Source organism: Saprospira sp. CCB-QB6, assembly GCF_028464065.1.
Lineage (GTDB): Bacteria > Bacteroidota > Bacteroidia > Chitinophagales > Saprospiraceae > Saprospira.
This window is the reverse complement of the sequence record NZ_CP116808.1, coordinates 3,110,375-3,133,203: the sequence shown is the minus strand read 5'-3', so window position 1 is coordinate 3,133,203 and position 22,829 is coordinate 3,110,375. Positions and strand designations below refer to the sequence as shown.

Here is a 22,829-nt window from a genome sequence, read left to right as displayed (position 1 = left end):
CCAGACCGACTTATGGCTAATCCGAAAAATTTCCCCCAAGATCAATACGAAAAACCATTCATCAATCTGCCCTACCAAAAGATTTATCTCTATCTCCTTTTAGTGGGCCTCACTTTCCTCTTTATCGCCTTTGCCATCGGCTATGTCTACACCCGCTCGGCCAATGAGGTGGCCGATGGCGTCTATCTCCCCCCCATTTTTATCGCCAACTCGATCTTGCTCCTCCTCAGTAGCCTGACGATTAAATGGGCCAATGAAGCTTACAAACAAGATGAAACAAAAAAATACCAAAATGCCCTCAACCTCACCTTTCTACTCACCGCTATCTTTCTCATTATGCAGGTTTTGGCCTGGACCCTCTACAAAGATGCCCTGATGGGCGAAAATATCGGCAACGGAAAACAATATTTATACGCCTTGTCGGGCCTCCACTTTGCCCACGTTTTCGGCGGCCTGCCCTTTCTGCTCTACTTTATGTACGTGGCCTCGGTCCGCATGAAAGAACCCGTTAGCGTCTTGGTCTACTTTTCAGACCCCAGCAAAAAACTCCACTTAGAATTACTCACCGTTTACTGGCATTTTCTCGATGCCCTTTGGATCTTCTTGGTCCTCTTTTTCCTCCTCAATATGCTGTTTTAAAGGACTTTTTGGGGCCTCCGCTGCGGCTTTGCCTTGCGGCGCTACGTTCCGCAGCTCGCTATTCGCTCGGCCCTGCGGCCTGACGGCCTTGGTCTGCGGCTGCGCCGCACTGCTGCACATCGCTAGGCCTTCTACTACTTAGCTAAAGAATAGGCCATTTGGCTAGACAAGGACCACTTTCTGAGTAAAAACTAACTCCTGCAACTGACAAAGAGCAATTAGAAAGGGCTTAATTATTTTGTAGTGATAGCATTGAAGAAATCTAAATCATCTTAGTCTGCTTGCGGCTAGCAGGCCCGGAGGGCCGCAGGCTTAGTTGCCTGTAGGGGGGCGGCGCAGCCGCCGACCAAAGCCCGCAGGGCTGCAGGGCCGAGCAGACCTGCGAGCTGCGAAGTGGAGCGACCTGAGCCGAAGGCGAGGGGCAGCCCCAAATCTTGAGATTAGACCTCCTTATGAAGGTTCAAATCTAGTTCTCGGTACTTCTTTTTATAGAGTTTGGGATAATCCCAAAAGACAAACTCCCCATTGCTGCGGTCAAGCAATTGCCAATCGTCGATACTAAAAATGGTCAGGCTGAGACCAGCCGTAGGTTGGTTATCGACGGGAGTGGATTTAAAGGCATTTAGCCAGTTGGTAGCGCTAGTATTGTGGCCAATCAACAACACCTTATTGATATGATTGGGCAATTCTCGAAGGCGTTGATAGACCTGAGGGAGCTCGGCCTCATAGAGGCGGTAGCTAATCTCGATATCGCCAGCGGGGCGGTTAAGCGCTTGGCAAAAGTGTAGGGCTGTTTGTTGGCAGCGTTCTGCTGGAGAGCAGAGAATATGGTCCAATGGTAACTCTCTGCGTTTGAACAATTGGGCCATCAATTGGGCGGCCTCCTCTCCTCTAGGGTTGAGCGGGCGATCGATATCATCTAATTCGGGCTGTTCCCAAGAAGATTTGGCATGGCGTAGAAAATAAACCCACTTCACAGTTATTGTATTTTGGTTAGGGGGGCGAATATCTTAAAAAAAAAAGAGGGTACAAAAAAAGCCGCCTCCTTTGTGGGGAGGCGGCTAGGAAAGCCTTGTTTTATATACAGCTCTTTATAAATCTATTGCTTAACAAACTGCTTAACAGTAAATTTATTTCCGATTTGGAGATAAGCGAGATAAGCACCTGCGGGCAAATCTTTCAATTGAACTTGTTCAATTGTGTTTTGGCCATTTAGCGCAACCACTTGGCTTTTTAGTACTTGTCCGGTTGCCGTCATGATACTCACTATAGCTTCTTCGGCCCCATCTACTGCAACAATATTGAGATTTAGCAGATCTTGAGTGGGGTTAGGAAATAGGCTTAGGCTAGCGGCTTCGAGCAGAGGAGATTCATTAACGGCCAATCCAGAGCCCGTGGGAGTTTCTGCAGTATAAGAAGCTTCTTTATGCATGCGCACTCTTACTTGGGGGCCACCAAATCCTCCCATAGAAAGATCTGTTCCGTGAACAATCGTGCTAAAGTCTAGGCGAGCACCATTGCCCGCAAACTCGAAGTAGGGTGGATCTACGATAGATCCATTGCCTCTAAAAGAAACGACCAATGCATATAGCGTATTAGAATCTAGCACGATAGAATCTTCACCATTTTGCACCTCATAGAGTCTTTTAATAATGAGAGATCCTGAAGCGGTATCTTCAGCTCGGATATTGTGGCTATTTACGGCAACAATATCAAATTTGCTATAATCTACATCTTGGCCAGTTATGGTAACTCCAGGCTTGGCCTTATAGAGAAAAACATTTAGCTGTTGCTGAATATAATCGGGGTTTGGCCCTAAGCCAAAAGAGGCCCAGTGAAAAGCTTCAACGGTATCAGCGGTATAGAAGCAAGCGCCTACATCATAGCGGTTGGCAGAAAAATCGGCCAGTGTATAAAATCGTTGATCAGCAGGATTACCATTATCTAAGGCAAAAGTGTTTTCTGTAACTACAAAGTCCTGAAAAACAGTATCAGTAGTATAGTCAGCGGAGAAAACAATTTGATAACGTCCAGTATCTGTGGGTGCAGGATAAACCTCCTCAAAAATATGAAAATCGATAACGGTATCTGCAGCTAAGCTTAGGGTATCCATGTAAGAAGTCACATTATTTGCAGGATCTGTGATATCAACTTTTACGATTGCCTGAGGGACAGCAGTTGGGCTGGTGTTAATTAGCCCAATGTTGATCAGGTCAAGGTCATGAACCTGAGACAAAGGTGTGCGATAAGCATAGGTAGAGGTGCGGTTGGCTACCAAAGCGGGTTTGCGGAACGTAATGTTTACGGTATCTCCTGCATCCATAGCATTGGCCAATAATGCACAATCTTCATAGCTAAGCATAACCGCAGGAATATTCACCTGTGCACCAAAAGTACCCCCAGCCATATTGATTACACCAGCACCTGGCTGATTGTTACAAATTACACAGGCTACAGCGCCTTGAGTTTGGGCATTAAGTGTCTTGAGACTAAAGTTACAAGCCCCCCGACGAACTAGGGCCACTTTGCCTGTTAAATCATTGACTACCGAATCACAAGCAATAGAATCATTGGCAGCAGTTCTCGCCCAGGCCGCTTCTCCTGTAATCGTTGCAGCCAAAGAGGTTGGCCCCCAATCAGACTGATAACCATAAACATAGGTACCCGAAATACTAGCAGGAGTATTAACCTCCACCACCATGGGGTGCTCCAGTTGTTGTGCAGACAGCCCCAGCCCCATAAGCAGGAAGGACAAAATAAAAAATTTAGCTTGTAGAGTTTACATAATAGATTGTCGTTTTGGTTTTAAAATCACAGTCACATCTGTGGATTTCTTGCTATAGCAAGATAATTTATTCTGTCTAAATATAAAAGCCCTCATCGCTTAAAATTTCAAGTGAATTTAACTTTACCTTCACAAATGACTATTATTCAACAACAAACTCGACCTTTATTTTTTTGTTTTCACAGCTCTTGGCAATGAACAGGAAAAGCTTATATTTAAGCTTGTTTTAGATTAACATTCGAGGCCTTCAAGCCCTCATCAAAAAGTCAATTTATGAATATCATTACGCCAGCTTCTGAAGAATTTTTGGCCCAATATCTCAATAATGCCTCGCCTACGGGCTTTGAAACCCCTGGCCAAAAACTTTGGTTAGATTATATCAAGCCCTATATCGATGACTATTTTGTCGATAACTATGGGACTGTTGTGGGCGTTATCAATCCCACAGCCGACTACCGTGTAGTCATTGAGGCCCATGCCGATGAAATCTCTTGGTTTGTACATCAAATTACCAAAGAAGGCTACATCAAGGTGATTCGCAATGGAGGCTCTGACCACATGATCGCCCCTTCTAAGCGCGTAAATATCCATACGCCTCAGGGAATTGTCCGCGGTGTTTTTGGCTGGCCCGCCATTCACACCCGCCATGGCGAAAATGCCAAGCTAGCCCCTAGCCTCGATAACATCTTTATTGATGTGGGAGCCGATTCTAAAGAAGAGGTTGAAGAAATGGGCATTCATGTCGGTTGTGTGATTACCTTCGACGATGAGTTTGAGGTCCTCAACGACCGCTTTTACATGGGCCGAGCCCTCGATAACCGCATGGGCGGCTTTTGCATTGCCGAAGTGGCCCGTTTGCTACATGAGGAGCAGGTCAAATTGCCTTTTGCACTCTATATTGTCAATGCCGTTCAAGAAGAAGTCGGCCTTCGTGGTGCCCAAATGATTGCCAACCGCATTAAACCGCATGCGGCTATCGTGACCGATGTTTGCCACAACACCCATACGCCCCTAGTCAGCATTGCCAAACATGGCGATATCAAGGGCGGAGATGGCCCCGATCTCACTTATGCCCCTGCAGTGCACAACAAACTACTACAACTTATCATTGAGGCGGCCCAAGAGAAGGAAATCCCCTTTCAGCGCTCGGCTTCTTCACGCATAACGGGCACCGATACCGATGCTTTTGCCTACTCGAATGCAGGCGTGCCTTCGGCCCTCATTTCTCTGCCGCTCAAGTACATGCACACTACCGTAGAAATGGCCCATAAGGAAGATGTGAAACACGTGATTCAACTCATCTTTGAAAGCCTTCAGAAGATCGAAAATCAGCACGATTTCCGCTATTTTCATTAAGAATTCTATTTTTTGGGGCCTCCCCTAGGGCGCTTTGCGCCCTAGGGGCCGTTCCCTTTCGGGGCTCGCAGGGCTGCTCGGCCCTGCAGCCCTGCGGGCTTTGGTCGGCGGCTGCGCCGCCCCCCTACAGGCAACTAAGCCGCTCATCGGCTTGCTTCCCTTTGGGGCAAGCAGCTTCGGCCCTTTAATTTTAAAAGAGCGCGCAGCGCTGCCTTATTTGGCTGAGGGATGGACAGCAGGGGCCCGAAGGGCCAGACCAAGGCGCTTTAGCGCCGCAGGGCCGAGCGAATAGCGAGCTGCGAAACAGCCCGACCCGACCGATAATTCATGAGGGTTTCAACCCTCATTTTGTATCGCTTCGCAAAGCGGTATCGCTTTGCGCTGGCTTTCAAGCTGGCGGAAGGGGCAGCCCCAAATTCTTCGTCCCTATCTGCACAAAAAGAAAACTGCAATTTTTGTATCTTGCGCCCATTCTAAAATTTCTTTGAAATAAAGTAGCGATGCCCCTTTCCTCTCAACTATTAGAAGAAGGCGTACAAGCCTTTAGTAAACTGCCAGGTATTGGCCGAAAAACGGCTCTTCGTTTGGCGCTACACCTCTTGCAAGCCGAAGAAGAGGAGGTGGTTGATTTTGCCAAGGCCCTGCTCGATATGAAGCAAAAGATTCAGTTTTGCCAAAAATGTCATAATATTTCGGATCAAGAAACTTGCAGCATTTGTCAGTCGCCAGCCCGCAGCAAGCAAGTTATTTGTGTGGTAGAAAGCATTAAGGAGGTGATGGCCATTGAAAACACCCAACAATTTCAGGGAACCTATCATGTTTTGGGGGGACTCATTGCGCCCATTGACGGCATTGGCCCTAGCGATCTTGAGATTGCGTCTTTGATTGAGCGCATCGAAAAAGATGAGGTAGAAGAGCTAATTATGGCCCTGAGTCCTAGCATTGAAGGCGATACTACCGTTTATTATATCTCTAAGCAGTTAGAAGGCAAAACGATTCAAATTTCGACCATTGCCCGAGGGGTTTCTTTTGGTGGAGAATTAGAATATGCGGATGAGCTGACCTTAGGGCGTTCTATTTTGGGCCGTTTGCCCTACAAACAAAGCTAAATTGAGCATGAAACTGAGCATTGTCATTGTCAACTACAATGTGAAATATTTTTTGGAGCAGGCGCTTTTGGCCGTTCGCAAGGCCGCCAAGGGATTAGCGGTAGAGGTTTTTGTGGTAGACAACAACTCAGTAGATGATTCTGTACAGATGCTACGGGAGAAATTCCCTGAGGTCAGGCTCATAGCCAACAGCCAAAACTTGGGTTTTTCTAAGGCCAACAACCAAGCCATTGAATTAGCCAAGGGAGAATACGTACTCTTGCTCAATCCTGATACCGTCATCCGAGAAGATAGTTTATCGGCGCCCTTAGCCTTTATGGATGCTCATCCTGAAGCAGGCGGTTTAGGCGTAAAAATGATTGATGGGAAAGGCTGTTTTTTGCCTGAATCTAAGCGGGGATTTCCTACGCCAGAAGTAGCTTTTTACAAAGCATTTGGCTTGTCTAAGCTCTTTCCTAAATCCACTCGCTTCAACCGCTATCATTTGGGCTACCTCAGCGCAGAAGAAACGCATGAAATAGATGTGCTTTCTGGTGCCTATATGCTTTTGCGCAAATCTGTTTTGGACCAAATCGGCTACTTAGATGAGGCCTTCTTTATGTATGGGGAGGATATTGACCTCTCTTATCGGGTGGTGCAAGCGGGTTATAAGAACTATTATTTTGCAGACACCACAATTATTCATTATAAGGGAGAAAGCACCAAAAAGGGCAGCTTGAATTATGTCAAGACCTTTTACAATGCTATGATTATTTTTGCTCAGAAGCATTTTGGCGGACCTCAGGCAGGGCTTTATGTCGGGATGTTGCGAGCCGCCATTTATTTTCGGGCTAGCCTCACGCTTTTGGCCAATTGGAGCAAGCGCTTATTTCCCTTATTATTGGATGCTTTGCTCATCTTTATTGGCCTCTTTTTGCTCAAAGATATTTGGGCCAATTTGCGTTTTAATGATCCCAATTACTTTAAGCCCAGTTTACTTTATTTCAATTACCCGCTCTATATTGCCATCTGGTTGAGCACCGCTTTTTTTCGTGGGGTTTATGATCAAAAGCTTAAAAGTGGGCAATTGGTATCGGGTTTTGCCTTGGGTAGTCTGTTCATTGCGGCGGTTTATGGGTTTTTGCCTTCCCATCTTCGGGCTTCTCGTATGTTGATTGTACTCGGCACCATTTGGGCTATTGGCAGCAGTTGGAGCTGGCGGTATATCTTGGCCCTTTTGGGCAAAGGTCCATTAGAACAGGGGCAACAGCTTCATAATGTGGTCATTTTAGGTAGTTTGTCTGAAAGTGAGCGAGTACAACGCCTGCTCTACAAAGCCAGAGTACAAAACAACCTGATTGGCACCGTAGCCCCTAGCGAATCTGAACCCGATTTCAAACAATTTTTGGGGGCCTTTTATCAGCTAGAAGAGTTGGTGCAGATTTATAAAATTAAAGAGATTATTTTTTGCGCAAAAGACCTTCGGGCCGAACAAATCATTTATTGGATGAATCGTTTGGGACCAGAAGTCGCCTATAAAATTGTAGCCGAAGATAGCCTCAGCATTGTGGGCTCCAACTCCAAAAACTCGGCAGGCGATCTCTATACCCTAGAACTAGGCTTCAAGATTGCCGAAACAATGGCCAAGCGCAACAAAAGACTATTGGATTTAAGCAGCAGTTTTATTTTCCTGCTTTTTTCTCCTATTTTAGCTTGGAGCTGCTCATCCCCTTTAGGCTTTATTGCCAATGCTTGGGCAGTATTTTTAGGCAAAAAAAGCTGGCTGGGCTATGCCGAAGGAGATAGCAAAATCCAACATCTCCCCAAGCTCCGCCCTTCAGTCCTCTCCCCAGCAGACAGTCTCCCCCTACTGCCCGATGAAGAACATAGTCTCCACCGCATCAATCTATTTTATGCCAAGGATTATTATTGGTCAGAAGATGCTCGACTGATTTGGGATAACTGGCGCAAATTGGGCCGAAAAAAACAGCCCGCCCGCCCTTACCCACAAACTCAGCCATCTGCTCAAAAACAAGACTAAATGGCGAAGAATTACTCGGCCCAATTGGTGGCCCACCCCAAAATCCCAATCAGCCTGTTCGACTTTTTAACCGAAGAGCTACAGATTTCTCGCCGCTACCTTGCCCTCTGTATCGGCGCCGATGCCTTACAACTCATTAAGCATTGGAAAAAACGCCTGCACCTGCTTTGCTTGCTCTTACCCGATCAAGAGGCCCTAGCCCTAGCAGAAGAACTAGACCCCAGCCAAGAAATATGGATGCAAAAAGGCGATTTGGCCCAACTCCCCCTGGATGATGATAGCGTAGATATGGTCTGCATTCTAGACCCCTTACCCGAATCTCCTCTAGCCTGGAAAGAAGAGCTCCAACGCCTGCTCCGCCTCAATAGCTATGTCTTTGTCCTTCGACACGAACTACAAGACCAAAATGAACGCAGCTTTTCTTGGGCCTTTAGCCAGTTTTTCAAGCAATTGCATGGCCCCAATAGCTACCCCTACCTCCCCAAAACAGAAAATTTCGAACAACTTTACCCCAATAACTATAAAGCCCAAAGCTTTGCCAACCAAGTCCGACTCGACTGGCCACTACTAGAAGCACACTACCAAGCCTGCCCCCTAGCCTTTGCCCTAGAAGAAGCCGAATATGAACGAGCTAGAAAAGGCCTGCGCATTCTCTTTGAACAATATCAACATGATGGGAAAGTGGTACTAGATTACCAAACAAAGCTCTATTACGGACTGTTTAACCTCTACACCCCAGCCATTTCCCTACGAAAAAATATATTTTTTCAATTGCTGCGCCCCTTTGCCTTCCTCTTCTACCTGCTCATCAAATTAAACCTCTATTTTTGGCGAGCTATCTACAAATTGCAAAAAAAACAAACTGATGACTAAGCAAGATTTACAAGATAAATGTCGTGAACTCATCGAGAAACTCTCTTACGAACATCTCGAACAAGTGCACGACTTTGGCAAAATGCTACTCGAAATGCAACAAAGTGAAGAGGAATTTAATAACCACTTCCAAATAGAAACCCAACAGGAAATACAAGCCCCCAATGCAGAACCTCTAGAGGACCCTCTAGATAAACTGCTGCTCCAACACCTAAAAGATGAGAATCGGGATATTAACTAAACCCTATACCCCCTCTCTTTTTTTAATCTAAAACAGTTACAATCATGAAACAACTCATATTTAAAACTAGCCTGCATTGCGCCAACTGCAAGTCTAAAGTACAAGACGAACTCGACGCTATTCCTCAACTCAACTGGCGCCTAGACTTGGCTGATGCCGACAAAAAGCTCTATGCCGAAGGCGAAGACATTGAAGCCGAAAAAATTATCGAACTTGTAGAAAGCTACGGCTTTGACATTGAACTTATTGACGAAAAATAAGCCCCAGTTATGGCCAACTTACCCAAGGAAATCCTGGCCCTTCAGGCCAAAATTGCCCCCATCGAGGCGCAAATTATTCAACACCCGCTCTATAAAAGTATCCAAAAGCCCGAAGAGCTGCACCCTTTTATGCAGCATCATGTATTGGCCGTTTGGGACTTTATGTCGCTGCTCAAAGCCCTGCAAATTGAGCTGACCTGTATGCAGCTTCCCTGGCGCCCAACGGGCAATGCCGAAACCCGCTTTCTTATCAATGAGATTGTGGTGGGCGAAGAATCTGACGAACTACCCGACGGTAGCCACCTCAGCCATTTTGAGCTCTATCTGCAAGCTATGCAAAAAGCCGAAGCCGACCTAGCCCCCATTCAAGCCCTCCTAAAGGCCTTGGAAGAAGGCGAAACGGTCAATCAAGCCCTGCAAACGGCCAAGATTCCCGCCGGCGCCCAAAAGTTTGTCAACTTCACCTTTGAGGTGATCGCCACCGGCAAACCCCATATCATGGCGGCCGTTTTCACTTTTGGCCGCGAGGACCTGATCCCCGATATGTTCCAAGCCATGGTGGACGACCTCAATGCCCGCTTTCCCAACGATCTTAGCCTCTTCAAATATTATTTGGACCGCCATATTGAGGTGGATGGCGACCACCACAGCCATCTGGCCCTCTCTATGACGGCCCAACTCTGTGGCCAAGATCCAGAAAAATGGGCCGAAGCCGAACAATACGTGCTTCAAGCCCTGCAAATGCGAAAAATGCTCTGGGATTCTGCCTATGAAGCCATTATGGCCGTGCAAGTATAATCCTTTTTTAGGGGCCTCCGCAGCAAAGCTGCTGCGCTACGTTTCAGGGCTCGCTAATCGCTCGGCCCTGCGCCGCCTTGGGCGGCTGGGTCTGGCCTAACGGCCACCCTTGCACATCGCTAGGCCAAATGGAAGTTCTGCGCTTCGGCCATTCTTTGATAAAAATTTTAAGCTAGTCAAGGCATTTTTTAAAGGCATAGCCCTCGCTATGGCCGCAAAAAATAACGATGAATAGCAAGAAATTAAATCAAAGGATAGAAGAGACAGGACTTCTATTTGGCTTTTGCCTGCGGCGGCTGCGCCGCCTGCAAAACGCAAGCTCATCTTCTCAGGATGGCCTTGCGTTTTTTTGTACCTTTGGACCAAAGGGCGCAAAGCGCCCGCCAAGGAGCGAAGCGACTCGGCTGAGGGATGGACAGCAGTGGCCCGCAGGGCCAGACCGAAGCGCTGAAAGCGCTGAAGGGCCGAGCGAGCAGCGAGCTGCGACAACCAGCCCCAAAGGGGCGCCAGTTCGACGAAGTAAACAGCCCGACCCGACCGATAATTCATGAGGGTTTCAACCCTCATTTTATATAGCTTCGCAAAGCGATACCGCTTTGCGCTGGGTTTTAACCCAGCGGAAGGGGCAGCCCCAAAAAACAGAAAAAATTAGTCAATGAATATGAAAAAGATCTATTTCAGTTGTTGTTTGCTTTTCTTAAGCCTCATGGCCAAAGCGCAATATTATGAAGTGTATAAGGGCATTTTGGGTGGAGAGCCCATGGAACTCATTTGGACAGAAAAATCCGATGGGCAACTAGAGGCCTATTATATAGATATTAACCGCAGACAGCGCCTCCCTTTAGTGGGCGAATATCATCAGGAAGGGCAATATTGGTCCTTTGAAAGCTATGAAAGTCCCCAAAATTGGCGACTATTTTTGCGGGCGCGCTGGGGCCAAAAAGGCCGATTGGACGGTATCTATTACCGAGAAGATAAGTTGCGCAGCTTTGCCGATTTGCGGCAACAGAATGCCAGTAAACGGAATCCTGAGCAACTCATCGAGGCCGTTAATGGCATTTATCGCGATTTTTTGGCCCAAAATAACCTTCCCCAACGGCAACAAGAATTGCCCTTTACCCAAGACGAACAAACGGGCATTTATTTCCTTTCAGAAAATGAGCCCGCTCCCCTTCCTTCTGGCCTTAGCTTAACGGGCCGAAAAATGCAGCGCTACCAAGCCATGCAAGTCTTTTTTGATGATTTTTCGGGCGATGGCAAAAAGCTCAGCCTTTATTTTCAGGTATTGACCTATTACCCCAATATGCAAATTATGGTTTTGGCCGAGGAACAAACCGAAGCAGGCCAAAAACTAACCCTAGGCGTTTATCAGCAAAATCGCAGAAATTGGGAGCTGACCAAAGATGTTTTGCAAGAAAAAAGCTGGACCGAATTGGCCGAACGCCTCCCCCTAGGGGCAAAAATTAGCAAGAAGGATGAATTTTACCAATTGGAATTGGGCCAACACCCTTTGCAAATTGACTTGGGAACGCCTTTGAGTAGCTTTTACGATAAAAAGAAACCTCTTTTTCGCCTATTTTGGGAAAAAGGCCATTTACTGATTCGCTAGGCTTAGCCCTTTCGTTCTTCTCTGCTATTTTGTACATTTAAGGCCCAAAAATATTCTCTTTTGCCCATGAATTGGACCAGCCCAGAAATATCTGCCCTTTCGCCCGATGCCGCTACCGAAAACCGTGCACGCCGACTTGCCCAAGCCCCCAAATGGGAAGAGCTTGGCCAATATGAAAACTGCATTTGGGGCTACTGCAAAGGAGCTGGCATCGGCAGCATGGCCTATGAAGTTAAAATTTACCTCAAAGGGCCCGAACTGCTTTGCAATTGCGCCCAAAGACAAGCCCATTGCAAACATGCTTTGGCTCTGCTCTTCCTTTTTGTCGAATCGCCTCGGCTTTTTCGACAAAAGACGCCCCCTCACAATATTCTCAACTGGTATTTGCAGCAACAGCCCCAAAACAGCCCAACAATAGCTAGTCCTTTGAACCAAAAAGAACTAGAGAAAAAACGGCTCGAAAAAGCCAAGCGCCAAGCCAAAAAGCTCGAACAGATGGAAGCGGGCATGGAAGAATTGGAGCAATGGCTGCAAGACTTCAGTCGACAGGGATTTGCCCAACTGCCCGTACAAGACAAAAGTTTTTGGGAGCAACTGGCCCAAAAAATGACCGATGCCAAAATGAGCCGCCTAGCTTATGGCTTGCGAGAAACGGCACAGCTCCTACCCTATCAGAGCAATTGGATGGATTTTCTGGGCCAAAAAATTGGCGAGCTGCAACTCCTGCTGCAAAGCTTTAAGCAAAGAGATAAGCTCTCGCCCCTTCAATTAGAAGATTTACTGGATGCCTTGGGCCGAGTGCAACGCAAAAAAGCTATTGTGGCCCAAAACGAGCCCATTCAAGATCAATGGCTAGTCTTGGCCCAACTAGAAGAAATTGATGCCGAGGGCCGAAATATGCGCAGAGTATGGTTGCAAGGCCTACAAACAGGCAAAAATGCCCTACTCATTGATTATAGCTTTGGCAGCCGAGGCTTTGAGCAAACCTACTTTTTGGGCCAACTACTAGAGGCGGCGCTCTATTACTACCCTAGCGCCTACCCCCAACGAGCTATCTTGCAAGAGCAGCAGCAAAGCGCTCTAAAAGGACCTTTTCAAATTCGGATGGCTGAGAACTGGCAAGCAGCCCAAAAACAATACGCCCAAGCCTTGGGGAAAAATCCCTGGCTCAATTACCAATTGTTTTTGGTCCAAAACCTTCAGCTACAACAGCAGGCCGATGAAAGCTTTATCCTCTTGGACAAAAATGGGCAATACCTTCCCTTTCAGACCAAAATAGAGCAAAGCCTTTGGCGCATTTTGGCCTATGCCGCAGAGGCAGACATTCATCTGATTGGCGAATGGCAAAACGGCCAATTTCGCCCCCTTTCTATCTTCAAACAAGGTCAACCTCAAGCGCTTTAAGTTTTATGCAAAGCTGGAATCTCATCATCAAACAACTCTTATTGGGCAGTGCCCAAGCTGGTCCCTTGCCCAAAGAAAGCCAACTCCAATTGGAACATTGGCAACTGCAGCATATTGGGCAAGAACAACTAGAAGTTCAATATTTACAGGCTTTGGCGGCCCAATCCCTCTTTAAGAAAGCAGAGCTGCCGCTGGGCCAATTGCCCGAAGAAGCTCCATCAGCCACAAAAATCCAAGATGAGCAGGCCGCCGCCCCCCAAAAAGCCAGTTGGATGCTGCAACAAATCCTCAGCCGCAGACAAGAAGAGCTCTTGCCCGCTTGGATCGATTTGGCCCACAGCCAAAACTGGCGAGTAGCCCCCGACAACTTGGCCGATATCTTAACCTTTGGCAGCCGCCACAAAGAATTGCGGCCCGCTATTATTTCTGTATTGGGACAAACGGGCCGCTACTTGGCCCAATTCAAAAGAAGTTGGTCCTATGCCGCCATCAAAGCGCTGCAAGAGGAAGATTTAGAACAAGCCGATTTTGCCAGCCTGCTCTTTTGGTTGCAGCAAGAGCGTCGCTTGGACCCCAGCAATGCCCTAAAGGTCATTCAACAGTATTGGACGGAATGGAGTAAAAAACAACGCTTGGAGGTCCTTGAACTCCTACAGATTCAACTCAGGAAAACAGATGAAGCCTTTTTAGAAGAGGTCCAAAACGACCGCCGCCAAGAGATTCGACAGGCAGCCGTAGAGCTTTTATTGCTTTTGCCCAAGACTTCCCTCGAAAAGCGAATGCAAACCGCCCTCGAACAACTGATTCAATATGATGGGCAATTATTAAGTATAGCAACGCCTGAGCAACTAAGCGCCGAACTCAAAAAAGATGGCATTCGAGAGCATTATCAAGCCTTTAGCGAAGGGAAAAACAGCAATTGGCTGGCGCAAATGATCGCTTCGGTAGCGCCCAATTATTGGTGCGAAAGCTGGGGCCTTTCTCCCATGGCCTGCATCCGCTTGGCCTTGGCTTCTGACTATCGGCAGGCCTTGATCTGGGGCTGGAGCAAGGCCGCTCACCGCCTCAAAGATTTAGATTGGCTGATGGCCTTTCATCAGCTCTTTATGCAAAATGAACCTAAAGGGAAACAAGCCCTTTTCTTTTCCCTAGAATTTCTGTATTATGATTTGCCCAGTTCATTCTTTAATGAATTGGCCATGGCTTACCTTCAGGCCTCGGGCAAAAATAGCATTGACGATGAAGATCCCGTTATGCAATTGCTTTTGCAAGAGGGCCAAAACTGGGAGGCCGAACTAGGAAGAACTGTTTTAGAGGCGATGAAAATCAGTTTGGCCCAGGGTTTTTCCGTTTTTCAATGGAACCACAAAACCCTACTCAAACGAGCAGCCTTTGCCCTAGACGAAAGTCTGTTTGAGGACAAAGAACTGCTTAATCACTGGCCTCAACTGGATTATTCCTGGCAAAAGGAATTGGACCAATTTAGCGCCCAAATCTCTTTCCGTAAAGAACTGGCCCAACTCAAGGCCCTTTAGGGACTTGCAGCGGACAGGCGGCGAAGCCGCCGGCTTAGGGATGGATAGGGGGGCGGCGCAGCCGCAGACCAAGTTTTTTGAGCGCAGCGAAAAAAACCGCAGGGCCGAGCGATTAGCGAGCCACGACACAGCCCGACCCGAGCAAAGCGAGGGGCAGCCCCAAAAAAATAGCTTGACGATTATCTAATACAATACTATATGGCTAAGCGAAAAAAGGCAGCAGAACAATTGTTGCGCCCTCATGCCGAGGTGCTTTATGCGGAGGAACTCAAGATTCTCCAAAAAATGGATAGCTACCCCAAACCCCATAATTGGGCGCTTTCGCCTTGGGCGGTGGTGCAATTTATTATGGGCGGCAGCTTGGAAGATGGGACCGAAATCGAGCCCAAATACTTTGGCAATCGCCGTCTGATTGAGCTGGCCGTGGCTACCTTGGCCACAGATCGCGCCCTGCTGTTGATGGGGGTGCCCGGTACGGCCAAATCATGGGTCAGCGAGAATATTGCAGCGGCCATTAGCGGCAGCTCGACCTATTTGGTGCAGGGTACTGCTGGCCTTGGCGAAGAGGCCATGCGCTATAGCTGGAACTATGCGCAATTGTTGGCCAAAGGCCCATCTGCAGAGGCTTTGGTACCTTCTCCCCTACTGCGGGCGATGCAAGATGGGGCCATTGCTCGGGTGGAGGAATTGACGCGGGTGCCCGCCGATGTGCAGGATACGCTAATTACTATGCTCTCGGAGAAATTGTTGCCGATTCCGGAACTCAACACCGAAATTCAAGCGCAAAAAGGCTTTAACCTAATTGCCACGGCCAATGATCGAGATAAGGGCGTCAATGAACTTTCTTCGGCCCTCAAACGCCGCTTTAATACGGTCGTTTTGCCCTTGCCCGCTTCTTTGGAAGAAGAGGTAAAGATTGTTAAAATGCGGGTGGAAAAACTGGGCGCCGCCCTGGAAATTCCCGCCAAAATGGCCCCACTCAGAGAAATTGAGCGCCTAGTCACTATTTTTAGAGAACTGCGTTCGGGCGTGACCCAAGATGGCCGCCAGAAAATCAAACAGCCTAGCTCTACCCTCAGTACGGCCGAGGCCATTTCGGTGGTCAATAATGGGCAAGCCCTAGCCGCTCATTTTGGCGATGGCGAACTGCGGGCCAGAGATTTGGCCTCTAGCCTGATTGGTGCGGTGGTCAAAGACCCCAGCCAAGATCAAGAAGCTTGGCAAGAATATGTAGAAACGGTGGTCAAAGAGCGGAAAGAATGGGCCGATTTGTACCGCGCCTTTAAAGAATTGAGCTAAGTATTTCCTCTAAGCTAAACCTTTTCCCTTTTGCCTAATTATCATTTAAAGTAAAATGATTTTGGGCCATAAAACGGCCCCAATAAACTCATTAACATGCAATACCCCGTCAAGATCTCCAAAGCAGAGGTCAACGAACTTCCCCTCTGGCATTTCGAGGGCGAAATCATTACCGTAGAAACCGAAGCGCAGCTAGAAGAGGCCCTTTTGGCCCTCAATCAATGCAAGGTTTTGGGCTTCGATACCGAGAGCAAACCTTCTTTTCGCAAGGGGGTTTATCATCCCGTTTCCTTGATTCAATTGGCCATGCCCGATAAGGTTTTTTTGATCCGCAACCTCAAATCAGGCTTTAGCGATGGACTCAAAGCCCTGTTCGAGAATCCAAAAATTGTAAAAGCTGGCCCCGCATTGCGAGATGATATCCGCGACCTGCAACGGCTGCGACCCTTCACTGCCAAAGGTTTTAAGGACATTGCCGATATTGCCAAAGCCAACGGCATTCAGCAAATGGGCGCCCGCAATTTAACGGCTATTTTTCTGGGCAAACGGATTTCCAAATCGCAGCAAACCTCCAATTGGGAACGAGAAACACTCAGCCAAGCCCAAAATTTTTATGCCGCCACAGATGCCTATTTGGGCCTAAAAATTTATACCTTATTCCATGAATTGGGCTGGACCTAAAATATACAGCAGTCTTTTCTAGGCTGCTGTTTTTTTTGGGGCTTGCCCGCCCTGCGGGCGGGCCGGGCTGTGTCGTGGCTCGCTATTCGCTCGGCCCTGCAGTTTTTTTCGCTGCGCTCAAAAAACTTTGGTCTGGCCCTTCGGGCCACCGCTATCCATCCCTAAGCCGGCGGCTTCGCCGCCTCGGAACGCAAATATTGGAAAGATGTCATACGAACAAAAAGAAGTCAATCTTCGCCTAGAAAAATACTTGCTCAAAAGCAATCAGCAATTTACCCTAGAAGATGCTGCCGCTAGTACAGGTATGCCTATTATTGAGAGCGAGTCGGCTATTCGAGAACTGATGCAGCGCTACGACTGCAAGCTCAAAGTGACCGAAAATGGCGATTTAATCTATGATTTTACAGGCCTGCACCGCCGCACAGAAAAAAGCTTTGGCGAACGCCTACAAGAGTTTGCCGATTGGTTCTGGAAGGGCTTCAAGATCTTCTATCGAATTGTCACGGCGGTTTTTCTGCTCATTTATTTTGTTTTGTTTGTGGTCATTCTGATTGCCTTGATTGTCGGTCTCTTATCGCAGGGAGGCAACTCGGATAATGATAGCAAATCGGGCGGAGTGGGCAAGCTCTTTTTGGTCCTTTTTCGGGTTTTCCTCTCCATTTTTGAGTGGAGCACCATTTTGGGCTATGATTATACCTACCGCAGCCGAGACGACTACGGCTATCCCTATAAACATTATGTAGAGAAGCCGGGTCAATTGGCCAAATTGCGCAAAAACCGCAAAAGTTCTAAGGAAGAGAAGGGCTTTGTGGCCTCTGTTTACGACTTTATTTTTGGGCCAGTTCGCTATCAACCCGATCCCTATGGCAACCATAAGGAGGTAGCCAGTTTTCTAAAGGAAAACAAAGGCTTAGTTTCTACTGCAGAACTACAAGCTTTGGCGGGTTGGCGCAGAGATGAAGCCGAGAACTTTATGACAGAGCTTTTGGGCCGTTATGATGGGCGAGCTAAGATTTCGGAGCGTACGGCTACCCTTTATGGGGATTTTAGTCAGCTAAACCGCTCGGCCAACCGACCCGATGAAGCCCCTATTATCTATTATTGGGATGAATACGAGCCCGAATATGAGCTGACGGGCAATAAAACTGGACGAAACTGGGCCATTGTGGGCATGAATAGCTTAAACTTAGTTTTTTCGCTCTTCTTTTTGGTCCAACCTCACTTTTTTGCCGAATTAGAGATCCCTATTGCCAACGGTCCCTTTTTGGCCCAGGTTATTCTGGGAGCAATTCCCTTTACCTACTCTCTGCTCTTCTTTTTGATTCCCGCTTTTCGCTACTTTAGGCTCTTGCCCCTCAAGCGAAAGCAACGGCAAGAAAATGCACGTAAACGATTGATGAAAGTTATCTTTCAGCATGTCCGCGTTCCTATTAGTCTGAAAATGCTGACCCAAGTGGCCAATGACCAAGCTCAAACCGAAGAAAAACTCAAAGAAGAGCAGGTTGAAGCCCTAATGCAGGAAGTGATTCAGGATTTAGGAGGCGAGTCGAGCTTAAATTCTCAAAACCAACTGGTCTATCGCTTTGATCGCTTAAAGGAAGAGATAGAGGAAATGAGCCGTCTGCGTCAGGAACATCGAGGAGACGATAGTTTGGGCAAGATTGTTTTTGAGTCATAGATCTTAAACCGCCCCATAGCAAAAGATGGCCACTCGCTATTAGGGGCCTTAATAGCCAAAAGAACGAATGTTAAGCTAATTTCGCATTTAGGGCGCAAAACTTAGGTTTTGCGCCCTTTTTTTAGGCTTAAAAATCAAGGGGCTTGCCTATTTAGCGCCTAAGCGAGCTTAGTGAAGTTGTAGTAGGGTCGGTCCAGAAAAAAAAGACAGGGCCTTATACACCCTCCCCAAGCTAATTGTAATTTGCAGATTAGCTCTGGGAAATTCCCAACGCCAATTGTAATCTGCAGATTAGCTCTGGGAAATTCCCAACGCCAATTGTAATCTGCAGATTAGCTCTGGGATTTTCCCCACGTCAATTGTAATCTGCAAATTAAGCTGGGCGTCACGCCCACGTCAATTGTAATCTGCAAATTAAGCTGGGCGTCACGCCCACGTCAATTGTAATCTGCAAATTAGGCTGGGCGTCACGCCCACGCCAATTGTAATCCGCAAATTAGGCTGGGCGTCACGCCCACGCCAATTGTAATCCGCAAATTAGGCTGGGCGTCACGCCCACGCCAATTGTAATCCGCAAATTAGGCTGGGCGTCACGCCCACGCCAATTGTAATCCGCAAATTAGGCTGGGCGTCACGCCCACGCCAATTGTAATCCGCAAATTAGGCTGGGCGTCACGCCCACGCCAATTGTAATCCGCAGATTAGCTCTGGGATTTTCCCAACGTCAATTGTAATCCGCAGATTAGCTCTGGGAAATTCCCAACGCCAATTGTAATCCGCAAATTAGGCTGGGGGAAAGAACAATCTAAAAAGCTGCCTGCCCTTCCCCCTGAGGAATCCCTTAAGGGATTCCGAAGAGGGGCGGGTGGGCGGGGTCGTGAAAACGGATGAGGAGCGCAGCGACGAATACCGCTTTTCTGCGAAGGCCCGCAGGGCCGCTGAGCGGCCCAGCGCTGCGCAGCGGTGGCCCGAAGGGCCAGACCAAAGCCGCCAAAGGCGGCTGCAGGGCCGAGCAGACTTGCGAGCCCCGCAGCATAGCGGCGGCCGCCCCACCCCAAAGGGGCGGCCGCGGGCCCCAAAAAAAACTCCCCAACAGTAAACTGTTGAGGAGTTGGCGGCGCCTTACTTTTGTAATTCTAGTAAAAGCTTATGTTTATAATCCTTGCTCTTCTCGAAATCATCGGGATTGAGGAGGATATGCTCTGTAAACTTTCGATCTTTAAAATCAGCTATCATATTAGAGAGCTGGCTATAATCATTTTTGGAAAGGTAGGGCTCCTTATTGGGCCAAACGATAAAGCTGGGTTCGGCAACTTTGGTAAAGGGATACTTTTGTAATTTCTCGATGGCCTCGGTAATGGCGGGGCCAAAATAATAGCCTTCGGGCAGGGCCTTATCGCCTAGGGCTTGCCGCAGGAGAATCTCCGCCAAAGACTCTTGGCTGTGGATATTGAGCGTCAGGAAAAAGCTATTGACATGCGGCAGCTTTTGGACCTTTTCGGCATTGAAGTTTTCTTGCAGATAAGTCATGTGCTCCATGGGATCGCCCCCATTAAAATGGACCACAATCGTTTCGGAAAAGCGCAGCATCGTTTTGAGGTAGTACGTTTTTACGCCCTTATGATAAGTATAAGGTAGCTCCTCTACTTCTAGGCGCTCCTCCATAAGGTCTGCAGGATGCTCGGCGGTAATAAAATTGCGGGTAATGGTTTTAAAACTGGGGTGCGACATACGCACCTTAAAGGCGGTATTATGGGGCAAATAGATCCCCCATTCATCCCCTTTGGGGTCATAATAGGCCAGATAGGTATCGCCTAAATCGGTGCCTCGGCTTCGAATATCATAGACCGTAAACTCAACCTTCAGTTTGGCCCTTGCTTCTTTATAGCCAATTGCTCTTTGGGCGCGATATGCTGGCTTTTCGAGTCGGATAATGAGGTGCGTCATGCCCTCTTCTGCCTTATTGGACAAAATGCGTTCTCTGGGATTTTTGTCTTTGGGGGGCAAGAGGCCTTGGGCAAAGCTAGGCGAAATAAAGAGGGCCAAAAGGCCGATTAAGGCGAGTTTTCTCATAGTGGCTAAGATTTATTGGGCGCTAAAAATGGGCTGTAATTCTTGCTTAATTTGGTAGAGATACATAATCTGTTGGCTACATTCTGGGCCAAATTCGGGCTGCAATTCGTTCCAAAGCATCAGGCGGTCTATAGCAGTTTGCAGATAGGGCCAAAGGTTGCGGGGCAGTTCGCCTTCTAAGACCAAAGGGGCCAAGCAGGCGGCCAAGAGGAAGCTATCGGTAGAGAGAATTTCTAGCTCATCGCGAAAGCGGCGATCGGCAATTTGCGTTTCTAGCTTTTTTCGGTTGAGCAATTGGGGACCATATTGGGCCAGATTCAGCTTTCTCTTTTTGCTCATCCAATCGGTTACAAACTCTAGGGGGGCTGCTTTGGGCGCTGTTTCTCGCCAAAGCAGATAAGCTTTTAGGCTTTGGTAGCCCTCCATAGCGCCAAAGGGCGCCAATTGATCGCGGCTATCCCAGAAAAAATCGCCTTTAAATAAGGCTAGGGCTTTGGGGTGGGCCAAAGATTTTTGAATTCCTTTATAGGTCGTTTTCATTAAGATACATTTAGATCCATCAAGATTTGCAAAGCTGCCTCATAGCCTGTTTCAAAGGCACCATGTAGGCTTTGAATATGGCCTCTAGGGTGGCAGGCTTCGCCAGCAAAATACAATTTATAATCAATGGGCGCTTGTAGCTCGGCTCTATCGCCGGGCGCTTCACTATTAGAGGGATAAGAATAGGCGCCCCAGATGTGCTCCTCTTGGCTCCAGTCCTGCCAATAATATTTTTCAAAATGGCTGCTGGCCGCCCCTACATAAAGGCTATCTAATTCGGCTAGGATGGCTCGGCTGGCGAGCTCTTGGCCCATATTCCGTAAAATTTCGGCCTTTTCGCCAAAGGCCCAGGCGCAAAGAATAGCATCCTTGCCCGACTTGTAAGCCTGCGTATCAATATAACTGCTGGCCATTTTGGAACCGATAATATCGCCACTCCAAAATAGGCGGTTAAATTTAAAGAAGATTTTCAGGCCATCGCCCATTTTCAATCGCTGAATTGCTGCGGTTTTGGCGCTGGGCAAGTTAGGCGCAAAGCTAATGCTCTCCTTTTGCAAAACAGGCAGGGGAACGGTCAGCAGCAGCTTATCCACTACAATCGTTTGATCTTGAGTAAACACTTTAATCTGCTCCCCACTATAATCAATATGTTTTACGGCTTGGCCCAATTGCAAATATGGGCGGAGCGGGCGGATCAGGGATTCGTCAATAAGATCATAGAGCGAGGGCTCTGCCTTAAAGTCCAAATCGCCAGAAGACCATTGTCCATTGATTTTGGCCAAAGCTTCAATACCCAACTCCTTGGCCGAGCAGCCCCATTCGCCAGCCCAATACTCTAACAAAGGGTAAAGGGCCTGATCAATGCCATTTTGCTCGGCCCAATCCAATAAATTACCTTTGGTGGGTGCTTCTTCATAGCCCAACTCATTGAGTCGCTCAAGCAAAACCTCTGCGCCAGGATAATCCTCTAGGGCCCGAAGCTGTTGTTTGTAGGGCACAAACTCCTCCCCTTCATCTTCTACAATTTGGCTTTGGTATTGGCCATCTAACCAGCGAAAAAGCGTGGAGCGCTGCCCATGCAGCCATTCTGCGCCTAGTTCTAGTGGCATATCGGCCCAATTTCGGAGATTGGCCAAGCGGCCAGCGGGCCGTTTTTTAGCCTCTAAAATAATGGGCCGCAAGCCCTGCTGTTTGAGCATATAGGCCGCCGTCAGGCCAGCCAAACCAGCGCCGACAATAAGGACCTGTCCCTGAAAATAGGGACCCGTACTCAGCTCCCAAAGGCGGGGACTTAGCGCTTGAAAAACGGGGGGTAAAAAACGATTGGCGGGAGAGCTAGACATCTAATCTTTATTTTTAATCAGGTGGGGTTGAATACAATTTTCACAAATATTGGGGCCATGATTTCGGATGAGCGTGGCCTTGGTTTCGGGATAAATCAAACCGTGTTTTTCCCAACATTCGCCAGCCTCATGCTGCAAAAAGCTTTTGCCACATTTGCCGCATTTGACCACAAAATTTTGCCGCAGTTCAACAAAAGTGCGGCTAACGGGACCGCCCAGGGGCGGGTCCAACTTAGAAAGGCGCAACTCAATATCGGCAGCCTTACTCAAAATAGAGCGCAGTCGGTCCATAATCCGCTGGGCCAGATGTTCAATCATCTTGGAAGGCTTGGCCATTTCGACCTTAGCCGCCCGATAAATGGTCTCATAATTCACCGTATCGCCCAATTCATCGGTTTTGCCCACCTTGCCCGTGGCCGTTTCCACATACACATCAAGGCGGTAGCGGCCGCCCATTTTGCGTTCCTCCTCATAAAATCCGTGATAGGCATAAAACTCCATGCCTTCAATTCCTATTCTTCCCATAGCGTCAAGCTGCTGTATTTATTTCTGCTCCTATTGATTCAATTTATTTTTTGGGGCCTCC

Annotated in this window: 20 protein-coding genes; 14 read left to right on the top strand and 6 right to left on the bottom strand. The window is 47.9% G+C overall.

The annotated features are described in order from the left end of the window. The first annotated feature begins 12 nt into the window (after positions 1 to 12). Positions 13 to 639 (top strand): cytochrome c oxidase subunit 3, encoded by a 627-nt coding sequence (locus tag PPO43_RS12055; RefSeq protein ID WP_272618113.1) that lies wholly within the window; start codon positions 13 to 15, stop codon positions 637 to 639. Positions 640 to 1,079: 440 nt separating this feature from the next. Here the strand turns inward: PPO43_RS12055 and PPO43_RS12050 are convergent, their stop codons facing one another. After that, positions 1,080 to 1,616 (bottom strand): SixA phosphatase family protein, encoded by a 537-nt coding sequence (locus tag PPO43_RS12050; protein WP_272618110.1) that lies wholly within the window; start codon positions 1,614 to 1,616, stop codon positions 1,080 to 1,082. 122 nt (positions 1,617 to 1,738) lie between these two features. Then, on the bottom strand, positions 1,739 to 3,394 hold the full coding sequence (locus PPO43_RS12045; protein ID WP_272618108.1) for a T9SS type A sorting domain-containing protein: 1,656 nt from the start codon (positions 3,392 to 3,394) through the stop codon (positions 1,739 to 1,741). Between the two features lie 303 nt (positions 3,395 to 3,697). Between PPO43_RS12045 and PPO43_RS12040 the strand changes: the two genes are divergently transcribed. The 13 genes from PPO43_RS12040 to PPO43_RS11980 all read left to right on the top strand — a co-directional run bounded on the left by PPO43_RS12040 (position 3,698) and on the right by PPO43_RS11980 (position 18,287). Next, positions 3,698 to 4,780: a M42 family metallopeptidase gene (locus PPO43_RS12040; RefSeq protein WP_272618106.1), complete on the top strand. Its 1,083-nt coding sequence runs from the start codon at positions 3,698 to 3,700 to the stop codon at positions 4,778 to 4,780. Positions 4,781 to 5,280: 500 nt separating this feature from the next. Beyond that, the gene (gene recR, locus PPO43_RS12035; protein ID WP_272618104.1) at positions 5,281 to 5,889 is read left to right on the top strand and encodes a recombination mediator RecR; all 609 of its coding nucleotides are present in this window, start codon (positions 5,281 to 5,283) and stop codon (positions 5,887 to 5,889) included. Positions 5,890 to 5,896: 7 nt separating this feature from the next. After that, entirely contained in the window at positions 5,897 to 7,909 is a 2,013-nt protein-coding gene (locus tag PPO43_RS12030; protein ID WP_272618102.1) for a glycosyltransferase family 2 protein, read from the top strand. After that, positions 7,910 to 8,782 (top strand): methyltransferase, encoded by an 873-nt coding sequence (locus PPO43_RS12025; protein WP_272618100.1) that lies wholly within the window; start codon positions 7,910 to 7,912, stop codon positions 8,780 to 8,782. Next, positions 8,775 to 9,023: a hypothetical protein gene (locus PPO43_RS12020; protein ID WP_272618098.1), complete on the top strand. Its 249-nt coding sequence runs from the start codon at positions 8,775 to 8,777 to the stop codon at positions 9,021 to 9,023. The genes PPO43_RS12025 and PPO43_RS12020 overlap by 8 nt, the downstream gene beginning before the upstream one ends. A gap of 44 nt (positions 9,024 to 9,067) precedes the next feature. Further along, positions 9,068 to 9,283: a heavy-metal-associated domain-containing protein gene (locus PPO43_RS12015; RefSeq protein ID WP_272618096.1), complete on the top strand. Its 216-nt coding sequence runs from the start codon at positions 9,068 to 9,070 to the stop codon at positions 9,281 to 9,283. A gap of 9 nt (positions 9,284 to 9,292) precedes the next feature. Beyond that, on the top strand, positions 9,293 to 10,081 hold the full coding sequence (locus PPO43_RS12010; protein WP_272618095.1) for a DUF3050 domain-containing protein: 789 nt from the start codon (positions 9,293 to 9,295) through the stop codon (positions 10,079 to 10,081). 661 nt (positions 10,082 to 10,742) lie between these two features. Beyond that, positions 10,743 to 11,690 carry a hypothetical protein gene (locus PPO43_RS12005; protein ID WP_272618093.1) on the top strand — a complete coding sequence of 316 codons (948 nt, stop codon included), beginning with the start codon at positions 10,743 to 10,745 and terminating at the stop codon, positions 11,688 to 11,690. Between the two features lie 66 nt (positions 11,691 to 11,756). Next, entirely contained in the window at positions 11,757 to 13,094 is a 1,338-nt protein-coding gene (locus tag PPO43_RS12000) for an SWIM zinc finger family protein (protein ID WP_272618091.1), read from the top strand. Positions 13,095 to 13,099: 5 nt separating this feature from the next. After that, entirely contained in the window at positions 13,100 to 14,629 is a 1,530-nt protein-coding gene (locus PPO43_RS11995) for a DUF5691 domain-containing protein (RefSeq protein WP_272618089.1), read from the top strand. Positions 14,630 to 14,827: 198 nt separating this feature from the next. Beyond that, positions 14,828 to 15,928, top strand: coding sequence for an ATP-binding protein (locus PPO43_RS11990; protein WP_272618087.1), 1,101 nt, complete (start codon positions 14,828 to 14,830; stop codon positions 15,926 to 15,928). Between the two features lie 96 nt (positions 15,929 to 16,024). Next, the gene (locus tag PPO43_RS11985; protein ID WP_272618085.1) at positions 16,025 to 16,609 is read left to right on the top strand and encodes a 3'-5' exonuclease; all 585 of its coding nucleotides are present in this window, start codon (positions 16,025 to 16,027) and stop codon (positions 16,607 to 16,609) included. Positions 16,610 to 16,814: 205 nt separating this feature from the next. After that, positions 16,815 to 18,287: a hypothetical protein gene (locus tag PPO43_RS11980; protein ID WP_272618083.1), complete on the top strand. Its 1,473-nt coding sequence runs from the start codon at positions 16,815 to 16,817 to the stop codon at positions 18,285 to 18,287. 1,122 nt (positions 18,288 to 19,409) lie between these two features. On the opposite strand, the gene PPO43_RS11975 is transcribed toward PPO43_RS11980, so the two are convergent. The 4 genes from PPO43_RS11975 to folB are packed head-to-tail and all read right to left on the bottom strand — an operon-like array spanning position 19,410 to position 22,768. Continuing rightward, entirely contained in the window at positions 19,410 to 20,360 is a 951-nt protein-coding gene (locus PPO43_RS11975; RefSeq protein ID WP_272618081.1) for a hypothetical protein, read from the bottom strand. A gap of 12 nt (positions 20,361 to 20,372) precedes the next feature. Beyond that, positions 20,373 to 20,900 (bottom strand): hypothetical protein, encoded by a 528-nt coding sequence (locus tag PPO43_RS11970; protein ID WP_272618079.1) that lies wholly within the window; start codon positions 20,898 to 20,900, stop codon positions 20,373 to 20,375. Continuing rightward, positions 20,900 to 22,243, bottom strand: a complete 1,344-nt coding sequence (locus tag PPO43_RS11965; RefSeq protein ID WP_272618077.1) for a flavin monoamine oxidase family protein — start codon at positions 22,241 to 22,243, stop codon at positions 20,900 to 20,902. The genes PPO43_RS11970 and PPO43_RS11965 overlap by 1 nt, the downstream gene beginning before the upstream one ends. Then, positions 22,244 to 22,768 (bottom strand): dihydroneopterin aldolase, encoded by a 525-nt coding sequence (gene folB / locus PPO43_RS11960; RefSeq protein ID WP_270098509.1) that lies wholly within the window; start codon positions 22,766 to 22,768, stop codon positions 22,244 to 22,246. Positions 22,769 to 22,829: the final 61 nt, after the last annotated feature.